This window comes from Arthrobacter sp. UYCo732 (genome assembly GCF_040547265.1).
GTDB lineage: Bacteria > Actinomycetota > Actinomycetes > Actinomycetales > Micrococcaceae > Arthrobacter.
Genome location: NZ_JBEPPJ010000019.1, coordinates 53,704 through 75,756, shown reverse-complemented (window position 1 = coordinate 75,756; position 22,053 = coordinate 53,704). Strand labels below are relative to the sequence as shown.

Genomic DNA, 22,053 nt, shown 5'->3' with positions numbered 1-22,053 from the left:
ACCGAGAGCCCTAGGCTGGTGCCATGGATGCACACGAAGTACAGCTGGCCAGTTACCCGGTCGGCGTCATGACGGCGCGGAATTTCAGGATCAATACGGTGCCTGTCCCGGAGCTCACCGACGGCCAAGTGAAGGTTCGCCTGCGCAGGCTGGGCCTAAACGCCGGGCTGGCCAACCGGATTGGGGGTCCGGACACCGCTTATGGACCGGGCATCAACCCGGGGGACGTGCCGGCGAGCGACGGCGTCGTGGAGATCGTTGAATCCCGCAGCGAAGCGTTCAAGCCAGGTGATCTGGCGGTGCGAAAATCACCGTGGCGCAGTATTGACATTGCCGCCGAGGGTGAACTGCGCCGCATTCCCGCACCGGAGGCTGGCGTTGCGTTGGAGGCGCATCTGACGGTGCTTGGACATACCGGCTTCACCGCGTACACCGGCATGATGCGCTTTGGCGGCGTGCGTGCTGAGGATACCGTCTATGTTTCCGGAGCGGCAGGTGGCGTGGGCAGCTGCGCCGTGCAGTTCGCCAAAGCCGTCGGCGCCACCGTCATCGGCAGTACGGGTTCAGCCCAGAAGGTCAGGCTTCTGAACGCATTGGGTACCGATGCTGCTTTCAATCACCACGACGGCGCGGCACTGGACCTGCTTCGTGAAGCAGCACCGGATGGGATCGACCTGTTTTATGACAACGTGGGCGGAGAACAGCTGGAAGCCGCACTGGAGGCCCTCCGATTCGGCGGGCGCGTTGTGGTCTGCGGTGCCGCGTCGCAGTACGGGAAGGGAAGCGAACGCAGGGGCCCCTCGAACTACCTGCGAATGATCTATCAGCAGCTGACCCTGCGGGGCTTCGACGTGACCTCAAACGAGGACCTGCGCCAGGAATTCGAGACCGACGTTGCCAGCTGGTTGCGCGCGGGAAAGATTCGCAGCGTCCACACCCTCGTTGGCGGCTTTGGCCAGATCCCTGAGGCGTTCGCGTCGCTCCTGGCCGGCGGCAATAGCGGCCGCATGATTGTCGATTGCGACAGCTGACCCGGGGAGAACGCCAAATCGATGGTTTGAATCAAACCATCCAGACCCGGGTGAGGATCGCGCCGACCGTGCGCCCGGCGATCCGCATCAGCTCCGTGATGGCGGTCTTGGACGTTTGCGTGGCCAGCCAGGCGGCCTGCGCGTCGAAAAGATGGGGCGGCCGGCCTGATGCCGGGCCCACGGCACGGCAGCCACGGTCACGCGGTGGACCCGGCAGGCCACCCTCGGGGCGTCGGCTTCCAACTCGATTCGGATGGCCCCGGCGTCCGGTGCCCGCCAGCGGCGTCGGCCCTTGCCCTGGTCGTATTTCGGGCAACGGCGGCGGCAGATCCCGCACCGGTTCCGCATCGAGCCTGTCGGCCTGACAGAGGCGACCAGAATCCCCGTTTTGTCGTCTATATCGATGGACTCCACGACCGTTTCTCGACACCGAGCAGAGTTCGCCATATAACTGATCGCGTCGCGGACCTCCCGAGATAGGGTCCGCGACGCCATCAGACTGTCAGCTACGCGTTGGGTGGCGTCGGTGATAACCGCGTACGCACCCGCCTCGACCGCGGTGTACACGGCCTGAACAAGGTCAGCGGGGGTCATCTTGGGCCCGCCGGCGTGCGCGGCCATTGCGGTGTCGACGTAGCCCATGTGTACGCCGGCCACGTGAACGCCCTGCGGTGCCAGCTCAAGCCGGAAGGAGTTCGTCGCCGACCACAGCGCCGCCTTGGACGCACTGTAGACCCCGCCGAACGCGTACCAGCTCGCCACGGAGTGTACGTCAACCAGGACCGGGTTCGGCGCCGCCGCGAGTATCGGGGCGAACGCGCGGGCGAGGAGCACGGGGCCGAAGAAGTTCGTCTCCATGTTCTGTTGGATCTCGGCCTCGGTGATGTCCAGCAGGCTCGAGCTAAGCGGGTTCGCACCGGCGTTGTTGATCAGCACCGTCACATCCGATGACAGGCAAACTGGAGCTGCATATCCACCCGAGTTACGTTACTTTCACCGTGACCCATGCGCAGGCCCCCGGAAACAGCGTTGACACTGGCGCGTCCACGCCCTGCTGCGAACTGCATTCCGCAGCCAGCTGGTACCTTCACTGTCTTCTGGGCTGGCCGGCTGGTGAGGGGCCACACCGCAGTTTCGCTTCCCTATCGCTACAATCGAGGCCATGGTACGTTCAGCGTGATCACGATGTCCTAACGCGGTCCCTCTCCAATCCGGCTCCTGACGCAACTTCAGAAAGCAGAGGCAACGATGCCAACAATAATGATCTTCCACGAGGTCGACGACGTTGAGCACTGGCTCAGCTCACCAAAACGGGAAGAAATCTTCGGGCCTCTGGGCATCACGGTTCGAACGTTCATCGACCCGGCGAACACCCACCGTGTAGGCCTAATCGTCCAAGTCCCCGACATGGATACGTTCCAGCGAATAATGGAGTCTGAAGCTGTAGCCGATGCGATGAAATTCGACGGCGTCCGCCCGGAAACAATTCTGACGCTCGTCGAGCCCTAGACACCACCGGGCCGTTGACCCTGACACCGAATCCTCCCACTGGTTCAGCCGCCTGACCGCTTCGGTGACTCGACGACACCCGATCCGGACGCGGCCAACGCGCCTTGCAATGTCCTTCGGCTGACCTGAGTCAACGCTGTTGGAGGGGGAGATCGTCCGTCTCAGCTCCACCTCCGGGATGCGGACTTTCACGCTGCGGCCCGCAGCCGCACGCCACGGAGTGGCTGCTAGAGTTCATCGACGACGGCAGCTGATGCAAGCCCGAAATGGGAAAGGAACACGCCCGATGAACTAACCCGCAACGCGTTCAGGCGGGCAACGACGTCGGACTGCAGACCCGCGCAGACGATCAGCCGGTCAAAGACGTGCTCGGACACCGCCGTCCGGACACTCACCTTTGCCCCGTCCACAGCTCTTGCTGGCACCTCCTGACCCAGCAGGATGGTGCAGCTGGCAGTCCGCACGTCCTGCGCCATCGCTTCGGTAATCGCCGCAAAATCTACGACGGCGGTATGCGGTGAATGCGCGGCCGCAACCCCTGCCGCGTGGGGCTCGATTTCCCGCAGGCGCGCAACGTCATCGATCCGGTCCAAGTCAGGGGCGCCGTTCGCCCGGGCCCGCTTTTCGATGTCGGCCAACGCAGGCAACTCCGAGTCATCCACAGCCACCACCAGCTTGCCGATTTCGCGGTAGGGCAGATTTTTTCTCCTGGCAGTATTCCCTTGGGTGCTGCGCGGCCGGAAACACACAGCTGGGCCTTCAGTGATCCCGCCGTGCAGTAGAGACTTGCGTGCACAACACCCGAATTGTGGCCGGTCTGGTATGCAGCAAGCCGATGCTCCTTCTCAAAGACTGTGACGTTCCGAGTCCGCGCTGCAGGAGCGACCGTGCCAGTGCCATCCCCACAATGCCCCCGCCGACGATTCCAATGCGTTCCACGGTAATGTACCCTTATCGCCGCGGTCTTACCCGGGTGCAGAAGCGCAGAGCCTCCGGGCCATGCTTATTGCCTGACTAGCCGCGGCGGTCGCTGTGGACGGTACGGTTCCGGCCCTGTGACTTGGCCGCGTAGAGAGCCTCGTCAGCGGCGGCGATCAGATCTTCCACATCGGACGTCCCCGCGTCGTAAAGCGCCACACCGTAACTGACCGTAGGCATGTGGAGTCCGTCTGCGGTGGGGGCCTGAGCGAGGCGCCGGCTGATCTCCTGCGCTATATGTTCGGCCCGCGCGGAGGAGGAGCCCGGAATCAGCAGAACGAACTCTTCCCCGCCGTACCGCCCCACGAGGTCAGTGCTGCGTACGGTCTCCTTGCACGCTTCGGCGAAGGCCTGCAGAGCGACGTCGCCGGCGGCATGGCCGTGGGTGTCGTTGACCACCTTGAAATGGTCCAGGTCCGCAAGGATCAGGGCGCCTGCTCCCTGCGTGACGGCGCGGTCTTTCAGCAGGCCGGCGGCTAGGTCAAAGAACGCTTTGCGGTTGAGCAGCCCGGTGAGGTCGTCGCGGGTGGCCACCATGCGCAGGGCGCGGGTCTGCTGTTCGGTGCTGAGCCCGGCCATACTGAAGGACACCACCACCAACAGGACCATGGTGACCATGGTGGTCACCTCTGACCCGAAGTACGTCACAAAAATGGGTCCGTCCTGGCCATCCAGCAGGAAGAACACGAGCCTGCCGAAATAGAACGCGGATATCGCCGCGGCCGCCGCGGCCATCGGCACCCGTACCCGCGAATAGCCTGGTTCCAGCCGCCAGAGTTCCTGCGATGCGAGTCCCAGCGTCAGGCACATCCCGGCGAGGAAAACCGGGCCGCCGGACCACGTGTTAGTGGCGGGGTTATCGAGTGCGGACGCCACGAGTGTTACCAGGGGCACCGCGGTGAATAGCCACCGCCGCGGCGGGATTTCCCGGAGGGATCTGGCGCCTGCCCAGACCGCCACACCGCCGTGGACCAGCAGGACGTTGCCCACCGGGTTAGCCCACCACTGCTGGCGTGTTCCGTCGAGGAGGAAGGCTGCGGATCCGGCCAGGAAGAACACCAGCGCGAGGCACCACCAGCCGCTGTACGGTGAGCGGGTGGTGCGGTAGGACGAAAAGTAGAACAGCAGCCCGAGCACCAGGGCCATGACGCCGAAGGCGACCCGCAGCGTCGCTGTATCCAAAACCATTTCCGACGTTCCCCCGTCCGCAGGCTGATGCAACCCCCAGTATCGCACCGCCGTCGGACAATTTACTGCCCGGCACAAAAACATCCCTACCCCCGGAGTTTTTGTCCACATAATCCGCTTTTAGGGCTATCCAGGGGCCGGTATCTGCCCAAAAACTCGGGGGCGGGGGTTAGGAACCCGGCGTGCGGATGATCCGTCGCTGGGCGGCGAGGGCGATCGCGGACGTCCGATTATCGACGCCGAGCTTGCCGTAAATATGCACCAGGTGGGTCTTGACCGTGGCCTCGGAAATGAAGAGCTGCCTTGCAATGGCGCGGTTGGTCAGGCCGGTGGCCAGCAGTTCCAGCAGTTCCACCTCGCGGGGAGTCAGTGCAGTTTCCGGGCTGCTGATCCGCCGCATCAGCAGCGCCGCCACCTTGGGGGCCAGCGCCGTCTGGCCGGCCGCCGCGGACAGCACGGCCTGGCGGATCTGCTCGGGCGGCGCGTCCTTTAGCATGTAGCCGCTGGCGCCGGCCTCCACCGCGGCCAGGATGTCCGCCTCGGTGTCATACGTGGTGAGGATCAGGACCGGCGGCGCGGCATCCAGTTTCCGGATGGCCGCCGTCGCAGTGACGCCGTCCATTCCCGCGCCCATCTGCAGGTCCATCAGCACCACATCCACGCGCTCCCCCAGGGCCCGAAGCCGGGTGAGCTCGCGCAGCGCGGCGTCCCCGTCGGCAGCCTCGGCGGCCACACTGAAGTCTTCGAATTCGGTGAGCATGGCGCGCAGTCCGGCACGGACCACGGGGTGGTCGTCCACGAGCAAAATTTGCAGCGTCCCCATCAGCGCCGCTCCCCGGCCGGACCGGTAAGCGGCAGCCGGACCGCGACGACGGTCCCCTCCCCCGGTGCCGATTCGACCTCCAGTGAACCGTTCAGTTCCGCCACCCGGGCAGCCAGCGAGCGCAGACCGAAGCCGCTGCCGTCCGCGCGAGCAGCCACGCCGGGCCCCGAGGCTTCGGGCGCAAAGCCCGTGCCGTCGTCGTACACGTCCAAAGTGACCTCGTCCCCGAGGAACGCGAGGGTGACGACGGCGGTGCGAGCCTTCGCGTGGAGCCGCACGTTGGCGAGGCTGGCCTGGGCGGCACGGAGCAGCGTGACGCTGTACTGCGGCGGGAGTTCCGCCGGATGGCCCACCAGCTCGAACCGGCAGCGGAGTCCCTCGCCGCGTGCGGCGGCCAGGGTTTCGGTTTCGCCGCAGAGCCGCTGCAGGCTTTCGGGCAGCGAGGAGTCCTGAAGCCGGGGTGCTGTGAGCCCCCGGACGAAGCTGCGGGCCTCGGACAGGTTTTCCGAGGCCGTCTGCTGGACCAGTGCGAACCGTTCGGCCGCGGCGGCAAGATCGCCGCTGGCCAGGGACTTCTCGGCCGCGCGGGCCACGAGGACGATGCTCGAGAGGCCCTGCGCCAGGGTGTCATGGATTTCGCGGGCGAGGCGTTCACGCTCGGCCACCACGCCGGCTTCGTGCTGGGTCCGGGCCAGCTCGGCCCGGGTCCGCCGGAGCTCGTCCGCGGCCAGCCGCTGGGCCTCCCCCTCAAGGTAGAGGGCGCGGTAAGCCAGCCCGGTGACCACGGCGAACCCGGCACCCAGGGCCGGCCCCAGGACCATGGGCAAGGTGGGCGCAGGCAGTCCGCTGGCCACCCACTGCGAGGCCACCACAGCCGCCGTCATTACGGCGATGGTAACTAGGGCAAAGCGGCGGGGCAACACGTGCAGGTGCAGGAAAAACAGCGGAAAGGCGACCCAGGAGAACTCGGCGCTGCCGGCGAGCAGGATGCCCCACAGTGCGGTGACCAGCCCGAGCCACAGGACTGCGTAAGGGTGCGGATTAAAAGATGAGCGGCCGGCGTCGTACCGCTTCTCCAGCAAGGTGCCGGCGAGGTACACCACGGCCAGGGCAACGGCGAGCGCGGACCAGGCGAAGCGCAGCGCACCCGCCGGGGTTCCGCCGTCGGGCGTTCCGCCGTCAGGAGCGCCCGCCGCGAAGTGGAGCCGCAGAATGGCGACCAGCAGCAGGCCGGCGAAGCCGGTATGCAGCGTCACCCGCAGGAACCGCAGGATGGCAGCCCCGGACGGGGTGGTCTGTGGGTCCGCGGCTGGCATTTCACCAGCTTAGGCGCCGGGGCGCGCGTACGGATCAATCAAACGGTTGACCGGCCGCTCAACCGTTTGCCCCGCGGAACTCAACCACGTGCCCGATGTAGGCAGCGGCGGCACGCAGGAGAGTGGATTCAGAAGGAATTCCACCCCCACTGAAGGAAGTACAACGTGTTTCTCGCTATACGTGACATCCGGTTCGCTAAAGGCCGGTTCGCACTGATGGGCGGTGTGGTGGCCCTGGTGACGCTGCTGCTGGTCCTGCTGTCCGGGCTGACCGCCGGCCTGGGCGACCAGTCCACCTCCGCGATCGGGAAGCTCGGCGCCGGGCAAGTGGGCGCCGGGTCCGGGAGCGGGTCCGGCGACGGCTTCAGGCCGGTGGACCGCGTCGTTTTTGGTGCACCCGGGACGAACCAGCCGACGGCGTCCTTCACCGAAAGTGAGGTGACCGCGGCCCAAGTGGACAGCTGGCAGCACGTCCCGGGGGTGGCCACGGCCGAGCCTTTGGGCATCAGCCAGTCGCGCCTCTTGGCGGGCGACGGCGGCACCACCAACGTGGCGGTGTTCGGCGTTGCCGAGGCAGGGCAGCTGGCACCGGCACCGGTCCGGGCGGGGACAGTGGTGATCGGCTCGACTGTCGCCACGGACCTGGCGCTCGACGTCGGCGATACCGCCACGGTGGGTGGCACCGACCTGACCGTTGCCGCCGTCGTGGCCGACCAGTGGTATTCGCACACCGGCGTGGTGTGGACGGCACTGCCGTCCTGGGCTGAGGTGGCGCACCTGTCGCCGGCGGGCGGCAGCTCCCCGGGCAGCGCGCCGGGCAATCCCCCCGTGGCGACAGTAATCGCGGTCACTTATCAGGAGGGTGCGGTGGTGGACGAGGACGCCGCGAACGCGGCGGCGGGCACGGTCAGCGCCAGCCGCACAGGATCGTTCCAGGCGCTGGGTTCCTTCAAAAGTGAGAACGGGTCCCTCCTGCTGATGCAGGCCTTCCTGTATGGGATTTCGGCGCTGGTGATCGTGGCGTTCCTGACGGTGTGGACCGTCCAGCGGACGCGGGACATCGCCGTCCTCAAGGCGATGGGCGCGTCCGGCGGCTACGTGCTGCGGGATGCGATGACCCAGGCGGCCATTGTGCTTGTGGCCGGTGCGGGACTGGGAGGGGCGATCGGCGTCCTGGGCGGTTTCGCGGCGGCGCAGGCCGCACCCTTCCTCGTCACGCCCGAAACCACACTGCTTCCCGTGCTGGGGATCGTTGCCCTCGGCCTGGCTGGCGCCGCACTGGCAGTCCGGCGGGTCACCACAGTGGATCCGCTGATCGCCCTCGGCGGCAACTGAACTCCCTCCCTACCCCCGAAAGGCCCCTCTATGTCTATCTCCCCTTTGACCGATACACCCCCCGCCCCTGCCGGCGCTGCTTTCCCGCTGACACTGGATGACGTCACCCTCGAGTACCCGGACGGAGGCGGAACCATCAAAGCCCTGAATAGCGTCAGCGTGTCCGTTTCGGCGGGCCGAATGGTCTCGCTGGTGGGGCCGTCCGGCTCAGGCAAGTCCAGCCTCCTCGCCGTAGCCGCGACTTTGGTCCGCCCGACGTCCGGGCAGGTGGTGATCGACGGGATCCCGACGGCGGATCTGAAGGACGCGGAACTAACCGCGCTGCGCCGGGAGAAGGTGGGCATCATCTTCCAGCAGCCCAACCTGTTGGCGTCGCTCACCGCCGTCGAGCAGTTGATGCTTGCCCACCACCTGCGCGGCATGCCGCTGAAAGCCGCACGCGCCGGGGCCCTCGAGCTGTTGGGCCTCGTGGGGCTGGGCCCCTCCGCGGACAGGCGGCCACACCAGCTGTCGGGCGGGCAGCGGCAGCGGGTGAACATCGCCCGCGCGCTGATGGGTGATCCCCGGGTGCTGCTGGTGGATGAGCCGACGGCGGCGCTGGACCATGAGCGCAGCGCCTCGATCGTGGGGCTGCTGCGGCGGGTCACCGACGAATTTCAGGTGGCCACCGTGATGGTCACGCACGACACCGAGTTTGTCCCGCTGACGGACGCGGTGGCGGTAATGCGCGACGGCGGCCTCACCGCCCCGGCGTTGCCGGGCACCAGTTCCGGTGCCTTACTTGGGGCAGGTGCCACGGGGTAGGGTTCCGTCATGGACATCATCCTGGTACCCGGTTTCTGGCTGGACGCGTCATCGTGGAAGCAGGTCACGCCTGCGCTGGAGGCGGCGGGGCACACCATCCATCCCGTCACCCTGCCGGGTCTTGAATCCGTGGACGCGCCCCGGGCGGGCATCACGCTGCAGGACCACATTGCCGCCGTCGTCAACGTTCTGGACGGCCTGGACGGGAAGGTTGTCCTGGTGGGGCACTCCGGCGGTGGCGCGATCATTCATGGCGTGGCGGATGCGCGGCCGGACCGCGTTGCCCGGAATATTTACGTGGACAGCGGGCCCCTGGGCGAGGGTGACGTGATCAACAATGAACTGCCGGCCGACGGCGACGACGTGCCCCTGCCTCCGTGGGAGGGCTTCGAGGACGCCGACCTCGTGGACCTGACCGACGAGCTGCGCGCATCGTTCCGGGCCCGCGCCATCCCCGAACCCAAGGGTGTGGCTTACGGTAAACAGCGCCTGCACGACGTCCGCCGCTACGACGTCCCCGCCACCGTGATCGCGTGCGAATTCCCGTCGTCGCTCCTCAGGGAATGGATCGACGCCGGCCACCCCTTCACCGCGGAACTGGCCCGTATCGGCGACGTCGATTACGTGGACTTGCCCACCGGGCACTGGCCCCAGTTCACCAAACCGCATGAGTTGGGCCAGGCGATTCTGGCGGCGGTAGGCGGGCGTGTTGAGCCGGGGGATTGGGGGGCGCGTTAGCGTCGGACATTTTTTAACCTACTTGCCGCACATGCTCTTCGAGCAGCGTGGAGATCCCCGCACCGACGGAGGCATCGTCCCGGGCGTCCAGGACAAGACCCGCGCGCCCGCTGCGCGACGCAGCCACGGCAACGGCACCCTCCGCACGAAGTCGCTCCACCACTGCGCCGCCAATCACCCCGGTTCCTCCGACTACGAGCACAACGCGTCCTGTCAACTGCAAATCCCTGCAGTCACCCTGACATGAAATTGAGTGACGTCGTGATGTTGACTGAAGTGGCGGGTCGGGGCATCGGCCCTTGGCGCAAGAATGACCAAAGAATTGCTAAAAAGGGCCCCACCAGCGCGTAGGCCTGGGATAGCGTAGCCAATGGGGTCCGGGAGTTCCCGGCGTCCCCGGATCCGGTGGCAACGTAGCCGTCGGGTTGTGTCTGATGTTTCGTTCGAGCAAAGGATGATCAATGGCTGTTTCAATCGAGCTGGGCAAAAAACTCGACAAGGACTACGAGAACAAGAGCCTTGCCGAAGTCCTGGATGCCCCGCCTTCCGCCCTGGCCGGACTCACGGCCAAGCATGACGAGATCCTTGCCGGCATGGGCATTAAAACCGTCCGCGACCTCGGCAGCAACAAGCACTTTGCCATCGCCGGCGTTCTGGTGGCACTCGCAAAGCACGTGGACTAGAGCCACACCACAGAACGAAGGAGGGTCCGGCCGGTTGGCGTCATCCGGCCGGACCCTCATGCCGGAGCCGCGCCAGGCCGGACTGCTAGCCGATCAATGCCAGCACTGCCCCGGCGCTCACCATCCCGCCTGCTTCCGCCCGGATACCCGTCACGGTTCCTCGGAAGACCCACGGCGAGGCGGCGGCCGTCAACCTCCACCGTGATGGTGCGCAGCTCCGGTCCGGACCGGATGTACCGAACTCCGAATCCGCCAGGATGCTGGCGGTCCGGTCAAGGTAGCCCCCCGCCGCCGAAGGCTGCCTTAAGGGCGATCGGCAGGCCATGTTCGTCCGGAAGGCGCGGGCCTCCGTGGCGGATTCCACAGTCCCGTCACTCCCGGCCACGAGTGGCGCCCCGGCGCGGACGGCGATTTCGCGGCCGGTGATCTTGTTGCCCAGCTGCCGGATGGCTTCGGGGGTGGGCCCGATCCAGTCGAGCCCGGATTCGAGCGCTGCCTGGGCGAAGTCGGCGTTCTCGGAGAGGAAGCCCTAGCCGGGGTGGATGGCGTCCGCGCCGGCGCGGGCAATCCGGACGGCGATTTCACCGCGGTTGGCGATCAGGACCTTGCGCATCAGTTACTCACTTTTTCTTGGGAAGTCTGCTCGTGGGCAGTCTGTTCAGGAACTCGGCGGAAGCGGATGCTGCCGCCGATCGGCACCTGGCCGGCAAGGTCCAGCTGGTGGTCCACCACAACCCCGATTACCGGGTAGCCGCCCGTGATTGGGTGGTCGGCGAGGAACAGGACCGGGAGGCCTTCGGGCGGGACCTGGATGGCGCCGGCCACCGTGCCCTCGCTGGGCAGTTCGCCGGGCCGGCTGCGTTGCAGGGGCGTGCCGTCCAGCCGCATGCCCACCCGGTTCGATTGGGGCTTCACCACCCAGTCCTGCCCGCACAGGGACTCCAAACCAGCCTCGTCGAACCAGTCAGCCCGCGGGCCCGGGACGATGTCCAGCACCGTGACACCCTCGCCGGGGAAGTCCGGCTGGAGTTCTGGGGTGCCCACCACGCCGGACTCGGTGACGTCGCCGGCGGCGATGAGTTGACCGGCGGCCAACGGCGCAGGGCCGATGCCGGACATCGTGTCCGTTGACCGGCTGCCCAGCACCGGCGCGGCATCCACCCCGCCGCGGATGGCAACGTAGCTGCGGAAGCCTGACGCCGGCGCACCCAGGGTCAGGATCTCGCCGTCGAGCAGGGCAAACGGGGTAGCCACGGGGACGGTGCGCGGGCGTGCCTGCGCTTCGGAGTCAGCACCGGATTCAGCGTCCGACGGCGGGTCAACAGTCAGTGCCGACGTCGCCCCGGCGACGGCCAGGACCTGGTCCCCAACGGCCTGGATCCTGAGTCCGCCGGCAACGGTTTCGATAGCTGCCGCCGAGGGGCCGTTGCCCACCAGCCGGTTGGCCCGGCGCAGCGAAGCCCGGTCCAACGCACCGGCGGCGGAGACGCCCAGCGACGAGTGGCCGTAGCGGCCGAGGTCCTGGATGAGGCTCTGCAGTCCGGGTGAAACGATCCGGAGGCCCGAGGCGACCTCCTGCGGGGAGGCAGGCACCGTTGCGGAAGCCCCGGGCTCTTCCGCCATGGTCACCACATCGCGGACGGCGCGGAACTGCACGCGGTGGCCCGGGCTGGCCAGGGCAGGTTCGGCCCGGTTGAGGTCCCACATGCGGGCCCCAGTGCGGCCGATCAGCTGCCAGCCGCCGGGCGATTTGCGCGGATACACCGCCGAATAATTGCCGGCCAGCGCCACCGACCCGGCCGGCACGGCGGTGCGCGGCGAGCTCCGGCGCGGCACCTCCAGGAGCTGGTTCTGCCCCAGCATGTAGCCGAATCCCGGCGCGAACCCGCTGAATGCCACCGTCCAGACCTGTCCGGTGTGGGTCTCGATGACGCGGTCGGTTCCGAGGCCGGTGAACCGCCCCACTTCGGCGAGGTCCTCGCCGTCGTACACGGTATCGATGAACACCAGGCCGCCCTCGTGTGCAGCCGCGGCGGTCAGGTCGAGGTCCGGCAGGAGCGCACCGATCCGGCGGGCAGCCGCGGGCGAGTCCGCGCGGACCATGACGGTCTGCGCGGCCGCCAGCACGTCCACCTGACCGGGGAGTGGCGATTCCAGAAGCCGGGCCTGCAGGGCCAGCACGTCCTGGGTTCCGGCGAGCTCCGCGAGCACCGTCCGCGTTCCCACAGGTAGCACCGAGAGGACCCTGTGCACGGTCTGGGTTTCCATGGCTGCCTCAATCACTGGTTTGGTCTGGTCGCCTGATGGCCGGAAGGAACGTCAGGCTGTGGCGGGGGTGTCGTGCAGGAGGCGGTCTTCCTCAGCCGTCTGCGGGTTCCGGCCCAGGGCCAGTCCTACGACGGTGACCGCAGAGGCCACCAGGAGGTAAACCGCGATGAGGACCCAGTCACCGGAGGCCGCATAGAGGGCGGTGAAAATCAGCGGTGCCACGGCACCGCCGATCACGCCGGCCAGGGTGTAGGCAAGCGAGCTGCCCGCGTAGCGCAGCCGGGCCGGGAACTGCTCGGTGATGTAGGCGGCCTGGGGACCGTACATGAAGGCGTGGAAGGCCAGGCCGATCACGACACCGATGGTCAGCATCAGCACAGACTTGCCCTCGACCATAAGGAAGAACAGCGGGATGTAAAGTGCGGTGCCTACAGCTGCGATGCCGTAAACGAGGCGGCGGTTGAACCGGTCCGTGACGGCACCGGCCAGGGGGATCAGGAACAGCTGGAAGGCCGAACCGATGAGGATGGCCGTGAGGACGTTGCCCGTGGTCATGCCCAGTTCCTTCGTGGCGTAGACCGCCACGAATACGGTGAACAGGGCGTAGAGGACGTCCGGGCAGACGCGGGCCAGGGCAGCGGCAATGAGGGCCCGCGGTTCCTTGGTGAAAACATCCTTGATGGGAGCCTTGGGCTGTTCGCCGTGGGCCTTGATGGCCTTGAACACCGGTGTTTCTTCCAGCTTCAGGCGGATGATGAGGCCGAAGACCACCAGCAGCGCCGAGGCCAGGAAGGCAACACGCCAGCCCCAGGAGAGGAAGGCGTCGGTGCTGAGAGTTGCTGCGAGCACGGCCAGGACGCCGTTGGCCATCAGGTTGCCGGCGGGCGGGCCGATCTGTGCTGCGGAGGACCAGAAACCGCGCTTGTGCGCGTCGCCGAATTCGCTGGACAGCAGGACCGCGCCGCCCCATTCGCCGCCGACGCCGATGCCTTGAGCCAGGCGCAAGAGCACCAGGAGCGTGGGGGCTGCGACGCCGATGACCGAGTAATCCGGCAGTGCACCGATGAGCACGGTGGCCACCCCGATCAGCACCAGGGTGACCACCAGGACCTGCTTGCGGCCGATCTTGTCGCCCAGGCGGCCGAAGATCACACCGCCGATGGGGCGCGCCAAGTAACCCACAGCAAAGGCGGAGAAGGAGAGCAGAAGGCCCACGAACTCGTCATTGCCCGGAAAGAAGATCTTGGGGAAGACCAGGGCCGACGCCACGGAGTAGATAGCGAAGTCGTAGTACTCCAGCGAGGTGCCGGTGAGGCTGGCAATGTAGGCCTTCAGTGCGCCGGGTGGGATTTTTCGGCCGGTGCGGGCGGCGGTGTGGTGTGTAGTCATGGTGTTCCTTCAGGTGTGCGGTGGTGCTGCCTGCATGCTGATTGGGGTGTGTGCCGCGAGCTGGAGCCGGTGACTCCGGGGCGCCGTGACCGGGTGTGGTGACGCGGTTAGGCGAACGCCCTGATGGCGATGCCGGCGTCGGAAAGCGCAGCCTTCACTCCGACAGCCATGGGAACGGCCCTGGGGAAATCGCCATGGACGCAGATGCTGTCTGCATCGATTTTCAGGATGGAGCCGTCCACGGTGCGGACGGCGGAGTCGGTGGCCATCCGCAGGACGTAGCACGTCCGAACCGGGCAGGCCGAGGATGGGCAGGTCCGGATCGACCGACTTGACGGCGTAGACGACGGCGCGTGCCTGGGCAGTGTGCGAGACGATCGCGTTGTACAGGCCGCCGTGCGGCTTCACGTAGCGGACCACAAAGCGGCGGCCGAATCCGGCGAGATCGCGGTACCCCACGTGGGCGCCGATGGTCACCCCGGCAGCCACGGCTTCGCGGCAGGTGCGCCTGATGACCGTGGGATCACCTGCATGGACCCCGCAGGCCACATTGGCGCTGGACACGGACCGGAAAATCGCTGTGTCGTCGCCCAAAGTCCAGTGACCGAAGGACTCGCCTACGTCGCTGTCCAGGTCCATGTACACCATTGTGATCCTCGTCTCATGCGTTTGCTCTTACTAGAATGCACCAATGTAACAATTGTTCAACAATCCTTCGATTCGGCGATGTGACGATCGTGTAAATTCTGGAGTATGGCCACTTCTGAAGCACCACGGAAAGAGACGTCCCGCGCAGCAGCGAGGCTCCGCGTCGCCATGCCATCGGTGGCCGACCGGGTGGCTGACGAGCTCCGTCTACAGCTGGCAGAAGGCATCCTGCTCCCCGGCGCGCGGCTGACCGAGTCAACGCTCGCCGAGGATTTGGGCGTCTCCCGCAACACGGTGCGTGAGGCCTTTGCCGAGCTCGCCAGTGAACGGCTGGTGGTCCGGCATCCCAACCGCGGCGTCTTTGTGGCCAGCCTGGAACCGGGCGATGTCCACGACGTCTACACGGTCCGGCGGTCGGTGGAGGTCAGCGCCATCCGCGGCGGGGGCAGCCCCGAGGCTGTAGCCGCCGTCCGGGCGGCGGTGGAGGAAGGGAAGCGGGCGGCCGCGGCGAATGACGACGAGGGGCTGGGTACTGCAAACCAGCACTTTCACGGCGCCATCGTGGCCCTGGCGGGGAGCCGCCGGCTGAACACCATCATGTCCCAGGTGCTGGCCGAGATGCGGCTGTTCTTCCACAAGGCCACCCTGGACGGGCACTTCTACAGCCGGTACCTCGAGGACAACGAGGAGATCTGTGTTGCCTTGGAGGCCAACGAGCTGGACCGGGCCGCCGAACTGCTGCTGGCCTACCTGGACCGCTCTGAGGAAAAGCAGACGGAAGTCCACGAAGAGTAGGGCGGGCCGGCAGGCATGGGTGCGGACGAACTCGAGGTGCCCGGGTGGGCAGACAGCGCCCTTGCCATAGACCTTGCCTCGGCGGTAAACAAGTGGCCGTGGACGCGCTACCTGCACAGCCGCAGCGCCTGTTCCCGGTCCAACCCAAACCAGTCCATGACGGTGTCGATGCCATGCGGGCTGAGCCGCCACGTTTTGTCAGCATCTTTCACAATTGCATCTTCGAGGGAGAGCGCTTCCCTGCGGGAGTCGTGACCGTCAATGATGTCCAGACTCGCCGGGACCTTCGTGGGGTCGTAGCCGGCCTCCGCCAGGATTCCGGCGGCAAGACGGGGCCCTTCCTTCTCATGCAGCAGCACCAGGTCCGGCCGGCCACCGCCGGGTGCGATCGCCTGCAGGACTTCCGACGCCCGCACTTGGGACCAGCCGATGTCGTGGAGCATGATGGCCGGAAGCACGACGGCGGCGTCCGCTTCCGGGTGCGTGTCCAGCAAAGCGACGGCAATACCGAAAGCGTAGAGCGTATGGGCGTCGTTATCCCTGACCTTCAACAGCGACGCTGCAAGCTCCCAGATCGCGGCCATACCGGGGTCCAGGGCAATAACACCGTCCGGCTCCGCTTCGATCGCAGCGGCAACTGTCGCCACATCGAGACCCGAGTGATTCGCTGCCGACTGTATTTTTGTCATCACCCAGCGTCACCCCAGCCAGGTCCGCTGGCAACAGCCTCCTTCTGTCCAGCGGAAGCCGGCTCGTGGGGTTCGTCTCCTTACCGATGTGGCGGGCTTTCGAAAGACGCGGAAGGTGCCGTGGGGCAGCCCGCTGACTGCTGCCGTTCAGCCGCGCTTGTTAGGGTGGCTGCATGAAAGTCCGCCTTGCCGCCCTGTTCGCTGCCGCCCTCATGATCGTCCTGACGGGCTGCGGCCAAGTTCAGGAAGTCGCCGAAAACGCTGCGAACGACGCCGCCTCGAAAGTGGCCACTGCAGCCGCCGACGAGGTGCGGAACCAGGTCTGCACCATGGTGGAGGACGGGCTGGTCAGCGTCCAGGACAAGGCACTGCTGGGCGGACTGGTATCCGCGGCTGACGCCGCGGGTGTTCCTGCTGAAATCACGACGCCGCTGGGGCAGATCGCCGAAGCCGGCGACCAGGTGCCGGCTGGCTCGGTCACGGCGCTCAAGGATGCCTGCACGGCCTAGGTTCCGGAGAACTACGCGTAGGTGCGGGGAGCTGGCGGCTGACCGCCAGTGGCCGGAGACCTAGCGCTTGCCCTTTTTGCGTGAGCCCTTGCCGCGGCCTTTGTCCGGGTTGGGCGCGTAGCGCTGCGCCACCTTGGGCTTCTTGACGGCCGGTCCGCGCCGGTCAGGCTTCGGTTCCTTTTTGGGTTTCTCCTGCTGCGCGGAGGGCTGCCGCGAGCTCTGTGCCGTGCGGCCGCGGACGATCCCGATGAACTCCTCGATGATCTCGTCCGTGGAATCGCTCGGCCAGGCCAGCGCAATCTCCGTGACGGGAGCCCCCGTGAGCCGCCGCGCCACAGTGTCCTTGACGTTGAAGTGCCGGGCCACCGACATTGGCAGGATCACCAGGCCTGCGCCGGAAGCAACCACCTGCATGGCCATCTCCGGTCCGCCCAGTTCCGCGACGTCCAGGAACGTCTCCTCGCCCAGGTCGGCCAGGGCCACTTCCTCGAACACGGAAATCTCGTGCCCCTTGGGCGCCACCACCACGGGCTGCTCTTCATACAGCGGAATCACGTTGAGGCCTTCGCGCTCCACCGGAAGCCGGACGAAGCTGAGGTCCGCCGAACCGTTCCGCAGCACATCCAGTTGGGCGCCGTCGTCGGACATAAACGACTGCAGCGGGATATCCAGCACCCGCTCTTCCCAGCGGCGGGCCCACTTCCCCGGCGTCACGCCTGCCACATAGGCGAAGCGCAGCACGCGCGGCGCCTCCTGCTCCGCCGATTCAGCGAGGCTGTCGTTGGAGGGCACGGCGTTCTGGGGGGAATCATTGTCAGCGGGCACGTCTTCACAGTACCGCCAGCCCGGATACCCTTGAAGCATGACCTCTGCAAACTCCCAGTCCCTGAAGCCGGCCACCGTTGCCAAGAAACTCGGCATCTACCTGCCGGCAACACCGCAGGAGTTCCAGGATTCAACCATCTCGCGCGCCGATTTCGCCGAACTCCAGGCCAACCCGCCGGAGTGGCTCGCGGAGCTCCGCCGCAACGGGCCGCACCCCCGCCCGGTAGTTGCCCAGAAGCTTAACGTTTCCATCAGCGGCCTCGCCCGTGGCGGCGTTGAGGAAGCGCTGACGACGGCGGAAATCACCGCGCTGCTGCAGGCTCCCCCGGCCTGGCTGGTCACCGAACGCTCCACCCACGCCGCCGTCCGCGCAGAAGCCCAGCGCGTCAAGGACGACGCTGCGAAGAAAGACGCCAAGCAGGCGCGCGCCAAGGCTGAGTAGCAGGCTCGGGCCCGTTCGTTCCGGCGTGGAGCCAGTTCAGTCCTGGTGCAGCTGCACGAAGTTGCCGCAGCCATCCTCGAACACGGCGCTGATCCCGGACGGATCCTCAGACGGTTCGCCCTTGAACTTCACTCCGGCAGCCACCAGCCGCTCATACTCGGCCTGAACATCCGGAACGCCGAAAACGATGGCCGGCATCCCGGCGTCGTGCACCGCGTTCATGTAGCCCGCGCCGATCGGGTTGTCACTGGGCTGCAGCATCAGCCCCACCGAACCCGCATCGGCGCCCGGATCCTTGATGATGAACAGGTTGTGTTCGGGCATCGCCATCAGCGTCTCAAACCCGAGGGTCTCGGTGTAGAACGTGTGGGCCGCAGCCGGATCCTGGACGTGAAGGCTGCACATTTTCAGTCTCATAGTCCCAAGCTACCCGGCCTGTCGCAGGCCTGAGAACCTCCGGCGCCGAATCGCCACCATGGAGCCCGCCTGCGCCATTGACCCCGGCGGCCGCAGGGGATGCAATAGAAGGAGCAGTCCGGAATTCTGGGCCGGGCCTGATGCGGGGAGGTGCCGCGGTGCCGGCATTTGCAGAATCTGTCCCGGTGGGAGCGTTGCAGCTGCTCTTCTGGGCTGCGGTGCTGGTGTGCGCGGTGGTTGTCACCGTCCTGGCCGTCCGCCACCATTCGACGCAGGACCCTGGCATCAGGGCCCCGGACCCGGTGTTCTGGGACGTTTTTATGGGCTCCGTCGTGGCGCTTCCGGCCATTCTGATTCCCGCCCTGGCGTCGCCGTGGGCCAGTGCGGCCATCACCGTCCTGGGCGTTGGTGCGGGGGTGGCTGCCTACCGGGAAAGCCCGCGGATCCTGGCCTGGCAATCGCGTCGCCGCCAGCGGCGGCAAGACCGGCCTGTTCACTGCGCAGCGGAGGCCGAGCATGACACGCTGCTGGCCCGGTGGGGCCGCTACGAGCTGGATCCTGCCTGCTGCATCGACTATCCGGCCATGACGGATGTCCGGTTTCCCGAGACATCGGCCCTGATCAAAGCCATGCGGGAGGCCGAGCGGCTGCGGTCTGCGCGGCACCAGGGCTACGCTCCCGCCGTCGTACGCTTGGGCCTTGCCTTGAGCGCGGCTGAGCTGGCTGCGGGCGTCCCCGCCCGAGGTTAACCGCTGTGTAGCCGTGGCCGGAGTTCGGCGGCGGGAAGCCGCAGCATCCGAGGATGGAACCCACAGAAGCGGACATCCGTGACCGGCAGCGCCGAGGTGGCCGCTGGGCTGCTGAAACTCTCCACCCGCACCGAGCTGGTGACCGTTGCGCACGCCCCCGGCGAGTCCAGCAGCGCCGCCATCCCGGTAACGCCCGACGGCGGCGAAGTAGTCACCGTCCTCGGCTCCAGCGAGAACCCGGTGGACGAGGAACAGATCCAGGACTGGGCGGACGAAACCAACGAGTCGCTGGCGTTGCTGCTTGCGGATTCCTGGTACGTGGAAATCGTGGACCCGGTCTGGGGCCGGAATGACGTGCTGCTGATGGCCGTCTACGCAGCATTGACCGCCCGGGCCTAGATACACGGGCGGGCCGAGCGCTTGCGCGGCCGGCACGACCCCTGTAACTCGAAGCCCTACAGCTCTACCGTGCCGCTGTCGCCGACACGCATGCGGCTGTGGGTCACCTTGGACTTCACCCACTGCAGGACCGTGGCCGCGGTCCCGCCGGGGCTGGTCCAGTATTCGGCGGAGTCCGAGTCAACCCGAAGCAGGCATACTTCAGGAGTGTCCGGTCCGTCCGGATACCAGGCTTCAACGGTCTGGTTCCACATTTCGTGGATCTTGGCGCGGTCGGTAACCACCTCGGCAGTACCGGCCACTGACACCCACTCGGTGCGCTTGCCGAAGGAGACATTCACCCGCGGATCGGCCTGGACGTGAGCCACCTGCGAGGTGCCGCGGCCCGTGAAGAACCACAGATCACCGTCCTCCTCCACGTCCTGGACGGCGAGGGGGCGGCTGACCAGGGCGCCTTCTTCGTTGATGGTGGTGAACATCCCGATGTGGGAATCGTTGATGATGTCCGTAACTTTGCTGATGTTCTCAGTGTCCGTCATGCTCTCACCTCGTTTTGCTCCAATGGGGAAGTTCCCCCGGCCAGCCTATTGGTAAGCATGCTTCATATCTACCCGGCAGCAGCAAAATAAGTGAAGCGCCCCGCAGAAGGGGGAGTTGCCGGCCTTGACGGCGAGCACGGGCCGGTCGGCCTGCGTCAGGATCCTTTGGGCGTGGCTGCCGAGGATGTACTTGCCCACCTGCGAACGGTGGCGCAGCCCGATGACAATCAGGGACGCGTCCACCTGGCGTGCCACGTCCAGGAACTCGTCGGCCAGATCATTCATTTAAGGCGGCTGCATCACGGTTGCCTCGGCGTTGCCAGGGTGAACGTGGCCGCACCACCAACCAGCTGCGGGTGCTCTTCGCGGACGTTGTCCGCCAGGGCGACTTCCGCGGCGTCCGGATCGACCCCGCCCTGCCGGCGCGCACGCCCCTTCCGCGCGCCGACATCCGCCAGCGCCAGATCCCGCTCGGCCCCGTGGCCGTCTTCGGTGCCAGCAACTTTCCCGCTGGCCTGCTCCCTGGCGTCTTTTCCCTGATTTACGGCCACGGCGCCAGTATCGGGCCAGGCCCTCGTGGCCGATCCCGCCATCAAGGCCGTGGGCTTCACCGGCTCTCAGTCCGCCGGCATCGCCAACCGGCCCCAGCGAGATTTCCCCGTCTGATGGTCTTTTCCCCGCGGCGTTACCCGGGGATACGACCACTAGGCGGGGAAAAGCCGTCCCATGGCCAGAAGCAGCCGCCCCCAACCGGGCCCAAGTTAGCCTAGACGCGAAAGAGCCCCGGTCCGAAGACCGGGGCTCTTTGTATTTGACTGCGTGCGCGAGGGGGGATTTGAACCCCCACGCCCTTTCGGACACTGGCACCTGAAGCCAGCGCGTCTGCCGTTCCGCCACTCGCGCGCAACTTCTTTTCCTCGAATCACGGCCGGTTTCCCGGATCCGCAACCTTGTAAAAGCAGCGAGATCTAGCATAACGGACACCAGCGCCAAAACACCAATTGAGCTCCGGAGGGCCGCCAAAACCCTCCAGGGAAACGCCCGGCAGACCCGGGAAACCCGACTTTTCCGGGCGCCCGGCCGTTGGGGATTAAGGTCATTCACGGGCCTGCCCAGTAGTATCTGATGTAGTAGTGCCTGCCCCTGCATGGCGGAACACTGCGTACTTAACTGCGTTGCTGGTTGAGTTCCCGAACGATAACTGCCCCGCAGCCGGGGGGAAAGGAGACAGGCCATGGGATTGCTGGACAAGGTCGAGCGCCGCATCGAAAAGGCCGTCCGCGGTGTCTTCTCCACCGGCTCCCGGGCCCAGGTGGAACCGGTGGAAATCGCCAGCCGCCTCCGCCGCGAACTGGACCACAAGTCCCTCACAGTTTCGGCCGGCCGAACTTTGGCCCCCAACGTGTTCGACGTCCAACTCAGTGGGGACGACTTCACCAGGGCGCAGGAATGGGGCACCCCGCTGGCTGAGGAACTGTGCGACGTCGTCATCAACCACGTCCGCAGCCAGGGCTACACCCTGCAGGGCCCGGTCCGGATCTCGTTCCGCCGCGCCGAAAAACTGCGTGCCGGCGATTTCGAAATTGAATCATCCACCGAGAAGTCCACCGGCGCGCCGGCTGCACCGCCCCCCCGCCCGAACCTGCCTTCGGCGCCCACCCGCCAGCCCGTCCGACTGCAGCCCGTCCTGGACATTGACGGCCAGCGGTACTCCCTCAACGCGCCGTCCATCGTCCTCGGCCGCTCCTCAGAGGCCGACATCCTGGTTGACGACACCGGGGTTTCGCGGCGCCACCTGGAGATCCGCACCGCCAGCGGGGTGACCAGCGCCGTGGATCTGGGCTCCACCAACGGCAGCTACGTCAACGGCCACAAAGTGGCAGGCAGCACCGAACTGACCGACGGCTCCACCATCACGATGGGACGGACAAAGATCATCTTCCGCCTGCTTCGCGCCAGCCCTGGTGGCCGCCCGTGAG

The 22,053-nt window shown here is 66.6% G+C and carries 22 protein-coding genes, 1 tRNA gene and 7 pseudogenes; 13 read left to right on the top strand and 17 right to left on the bottom strand.

Going from position 1 to position 22,053, the window contains the following annotated elements; genetic code table 11:
• Window positions 1-23 precede the first annotated feature (23 nt).
• Window positions 24-1,031 carry a zinc-binding dehydrogenase gene (locus ABIB45_RS18600; protein ID WP_354217317.1) on the top strand — a complete coding sequence of 336 codons (1,008 nt, stop codon included), beginning with the start codon at window positions 24-26 and terminating at the stop codon, window positions 1,029-1,031.
• A 40-nt stretch (window positions 1,032-1,071) separates the two neighbouring features.
• On the opposite strand, the pseudogene ABIB45_RS18595 reads toward ABIB45_RS18600, so the two are convergent.
• A pseudogene (locus ABIB45_RS18595) lies at window positions 1,072-1,480 on the bottom strand (helix-turn-helix domain-containing protein); the annotation flags it as partial.
• Window positions 1,481-1,640: 160 nt separating this feature from the next.
• A pseudogene (locus ABIB45_RS18590) lies at window positions 1,641-1,967 on the bottom strand (SDR family NAD(P)-dependent oxidoreductase); the annotation flags it as partial.
• 312 nt (window positions 1,968-2,279) lie between these two features.
• Here ABIB45_RS18590 and ABIB45_RS18585 point away from each other — a divergent pair.
• On the top strand, window positions 2,280-2,540 hold the full coding sequence (locus ABIB45_RS18585; protein WP_354217316.1) for a hypothetical protein: 261 nt from the start codon (window positions 2,280-2,282) through the stop codon (window positions 2,538-2,540).
• Window positions 2,541-2,767: 227 nt separating this feature from the next.
• Here ABIB45_RS18585 and ABIB45_RS18580 read toward each other — a convergent pair whose 3' ends face one another.
• The 4 genes from ABIB45_RS18580 to ABIB45_RS18565 all read right to left on the bottom strand — a co-directional run bounded on the left by ABIB45_RS18580 (window position 2,768) and on the right by ABIB45_RS18565 (window position 6,845).
• A complete protein-coding gene (locus ABIB45_RS18580) occupies window positions 2,768-3,289 on the bottom strand; it encodes an FAD-dependent oxidoreductase (protein ID WP_354217315.1) in 522 nt (173 codons plus the stop codon).
• A 265-nt stretch (window positions 3,290-3,554) separates the two neighbouring features.
• Complete coding sequence (locus ABIB45_RS18575; RefSeq protein ID WP_354217314.1) at window positions 3,555-4,706, bottom strand: GGDEF domain-containing protein; 1,152 nt, start codon at window positions 4,704-4,706, stop codon at window positions 3,555-3,557.
• Between the two features lie 169 nt (window positions 4,707-4,875).
• Window positions 4,876-5,529 carry a response regulator gene (locus tag ABIB45_RS18570; protein ID WP_354217313.1) on the bottom strand — a complete coding sequence of 218 codons (654 nt, stop codon included), beginning with the start codon at window positions 5,527-5,529 and terminating at the stop codon, window positions 4,876-4,878.
• The gene (locus ABIB45_RS18565; RefSeq protein ID WP_354217312.1) at window positions 5,529-6,845 is read right to left on the bottom strand and encodes a sensor histidine kinase; all 1,317 of its coding nucleotides are present in this window, start codon (window positions 6,843-6,845) and stop codon (window positions 5,529-5,531) included. The genes ABIB45_RS18570 and ABIB45_RS18565 overlap by 1 nt, the downstream gene beginning before the upstream one ends.
• A gap of 165 nt (window positions 6,846-7,010) precedes the next feature.
• Here ABIB45_RS18565 and ABIB45_RS18560 point away from each other — a divergent pair, with 165 nt between their 5' ends.
• The 3 genes from ABIB45_RS18560 to ABIB45_RS18550 are packed head-to-tail and all read left to right on the top strand — an operon-like array spanning window position 7,011 to window position 9,722.
• Window positions 7,011-8,180 (top strand): ABC transporter permease, encoded by a 1,170-nt coding sequence (locus ABIB45_RS18560; RefSeq protein WP_354217311.1) that lies wholly within the window; start codon window positions 7,011-7,013, stop codon window positions 8,178-8,180.
• Between the two features lie 30 nt (window positions 8,181-8,210).
• Entirely contained in the window at window positions 8,211-8,984 is a 774-nt protein-coding gene (locus ABIB45_RS18555) for an ABC transporter ATP-binding protein (protein ID WP_354217310.1), read from the top strand.
• A gap of 9 nt (window positions 8,985-8,993) precedes the next feature.
• Complete coding sequence (locus tag ABIB45_RS18550) at window positions 8,994-9,722, top strand: alpha/beta fold hydrolase (protein ID WP_354217309.1); 729 nt, start codon at window positions 8,994-8,996, stop codon at window positions 9,720-9,722.
• Window positions 9,723-9,735: 13 nt separating this feature from the next.
• Here the strand turns inward: ABIB45_RS18550 and ABIB45_RS18545 are convergent, their stop codons facing one another.
• Window positions 9,736-9,939, bottom strand: a complete 204-nt coding sequence (locus tag ABIB45_RS18545) for a hypothetical protein (RefSeq protein ID WP_354217308.1) — start codon at window positions 9,937-9,939, stop codon at window positions 9,736-9,738.
• Between the two features lie 244 nt (window positions 9,940-10,183).
• On the opposite strand from ABIB45_RS18545, the gene ABIB45_RS18540 reads away from it, so the two are divergent.
• A complete protein-coding gene (locus ABIB45_RS18540) occupies window positions 10,184-10,405 on the top strand; it encodes a hypothetical protein (protein WP_354217307.1) in 222 nt (73 codons plus the stop codon).
• 281 nt (window positions 10,406-10,686) lie between these two features.
• Here ABIB45_RS18540 and ABIB45_RS18535 read toward each other — a convergent pair.
• The 4 genes and pseudogenes from ABIB45_RS18535 to ABIB45_RS18520 all read right to left on the bottom strand — a co-directional run.
• Window positions 10,687-11,018: pseudogene (locus tag ABIB45_RS18535) on the bottom strand (biotin carboxylase N-terminal domain-containing protein); the annotation flags it as partial.
• Window positions 11,018-12,673 carry a 5-oxoprolinase subunit B/C family protein gene (locus tag ABIB45_RS18530; protein ID WP_354217306.1) on the bottom strand — a complete coding sequence of 552 codons (1,656 nt, stop codon included), beginning with the start codon at window positions 12,671-12,673 and terminating at the stop codon, window positions 11,018-11,020. The gene ABIB45_RS18530 and the pseudogene ABIB45_RS18535, both read right to left, overlap by 1 nt.
• A gap of 51 nt (window positions 12,674-12,724) precedes the next feature.
• Complete coding sequence (locus tag ABIB45_RS18525) at window positions 12,725-14,062, bottom strand: MFS transporter (protein ID WP_354217305.1); 1,338 nt, start codon at window positions 14,060-14,062, stop codon at window positions 12,725-12,727.
• Window positions 14,063-14,169: 107 nt separating this feature from the next.
• Window positions 14,170-14,710: pseudogene (locus ABIB45_RS18520) on the bottom strand (LamB/YcsF family protein).
• A 105-nt stretch (window positions 14,711-14,815) separates the two neighbouring features.
• On the opposite strand from ABIB45_RS18520, the gene ABIB45_RS18515 reads away from it, so the two are divergent.
• Window positions 14,816-15,505, top strand: coding sequence for a GntR family transcriptional regulator (locus ABIB45_RS18515; RefSeq protein ID WP_354217304.1), 690 nt, complete (start codon window positions 14,816-14,818; stop codon window positions 15,503-15,505).
• A gap of 107 nt (window positions 15,506-15,612) precedes the next feature.
• On the opposite strand, the gene ABIB45_RS18510 is transcribed toward ABIB45_RS18515, so the two are convergent.
• Window positions 15,613-16,152 carry an HD domain-containing protein gene (locus tag ABIB45_RS18510; RefSeq protein WP_354217303.1) on the bottom strand — a complete coding sequence of 180 codons (540 nt, stop codon included), beginning with the start codon at window positions 16,150-16,152 and terminating at the stop codon, window positions 15,613-15,615.
• Window positions 16,153-16,367: 215 nt separating this feature from the next.
• On the opposite strand from ABIB45_RS18510, the gene ABIB45_RS18505 reads away from it, so the two are divergent.
• Window positions 16,368-16,703, top strand: coding sequence for a hypothetical protein (locus ABIB45_RS18505; protein ID WP_354217302.1), 336 nt, complete (start codon window positions 16,368-16,370; stop codon window positions 16,701-16,703).
• 60 nt (window positions 16,704-16,763) lie between these two features.
• Here ABIB45_RS18505 and ABIB45_RS18500 read toward each other — a convergent pair whose 3' ends face one another.
• Window positions 16,764-17,567: a LysR family transcriptional regulator substrate-binding protein gene (locus ABIB45_RS18500; RefSeq protein WP_502914546.1), complete on the bottom strand. Its 804-nt coding sequence runs from the start codon at window positions 17,565-17,567 to the stop codon at window positions 16,764-16,766.
• Here ABIB45_RS18500 and ABIB45_RS18495 point away from each other — a divergent pair.
• On the top strand, window positions 17,566-17,970 hold the full coding sequence (locus tag ABIB45_RS18495; protein WP_354217300.1) for a DUF5997 family protein: 405 nt from the start codon (window positions 17,566-17,568) through the stop codon (window positions 17,968-17,970). The two genes, ABIB45_RS18500 and ABIB45_RS18495, sit on opposite strands and share 2 nt — an antisense overlap.
• Window positions 17,971-18,006: 36 nt before the next feature.
• Here the strand turns inward: ABIB45_RS18495 and ABIB45_RS18490 are convergent, their stop codons facing one another.
• Window positions 18,007-18,387 (bottom strand): VOC family protein, encoded by a 381-nt coding sequence (locus tag ABIB45_RS18490; RefSeq protein ID WP_354217299.1) that lies wholly within the window; start codon window positions 18,385-18,387, stop codon window positions 18,007-18,009.
• 158 nt (window positions 18,388-18,545) lie between these two features.
• On the opposite strand from ABIB45_RS18490, the gene ABIB45_RS18485 reads away from it, so the two are divergent.
• Window positions 18,546-19,136, top strand: a complete 591-nt coding sequence (locus ABIB45_RS18485) for a hypothetical protein (RefSeq protein ID WP_354217298.1) — start codon at window positions 18,546-18,548, stop codon at window positions 19,134-19,136.
• A 69-nt stretch (window positions 19,137-19,205) separates the two neighbouring features.
• Window positions 19,206-19,535 (top strand): annotated as a pseudogene (locus ABIB45_RS18480) (DUF6919 domain-containing protein); the annotation flags it as partial.
• Window positions 19,536-19,591: 56 nt separating this feature from the next.
• Here the strand turns inward: ABIB45_RS18480 and ABIB45_RS18475 are convergent.
• Window positions 19,592-20,074: a pyridoxamine 5'-phosphate oxidase family protein gene (locus tag ABIB45_RS18475; RefSeq protein ID WP_354217297.1), complete on the bottom strand. Its 483-nt coding sequence runs from the start codon at window positions 20,072-20,074 to the stop codon at window positions 19,592-19,594.
• A gap of 45 nt (window positions 20,075-20,119) precedes the next feature.
• Window positions 20,120-20,383: pseudogene (locus ABIB45_RS18470) on the bottom strand (universal stress protein); the annotation flags it as partial.
• 5 nt (window positions 20,384-20,388) lie between these two features.
• On the opposite strand from ABIB45_RS18470, the pseudogene ABIB45_RS18465 reads away from it, so the two are divergent.
• Window positions 20,389-20,710: pseudogene (locus tag ABIB45_RS18465) on the top strand (aldehyde dehydrogenase family protein); the annotation flags it as partial.
• A 184-nt stretch (window positions 20,711-20,894) separates the two neighbouring features.
• On the opposite strand, the gene ABIB45_RS18460 reads toward ABIB45_RS18465, so the two are convergent.
• A tRNA-Leu gene (locus ABIB45_RS18460) sits at window positions 20,895-20,977 on the bottom strand.
• Between the two features lie 331 nt (window positions 20,978-21,308).
• Between ABIB45_RS18460 and ABIB45_RS18455 the strand changes: the two genes are divergently transcribed.
• On the top strand, window positions 21,309-22,052 hold the full coding sequence (locus ABIB45_RS18455; RefSeq protein ID WP_354217296.1) for an FHA domain-containing protein: 744 nt from the start codon (window positions 21,309-21,311) through the stop codon (window positions 22,050-22,052).
• Window position 22,053: the final 1 nt, after the last annotated feature.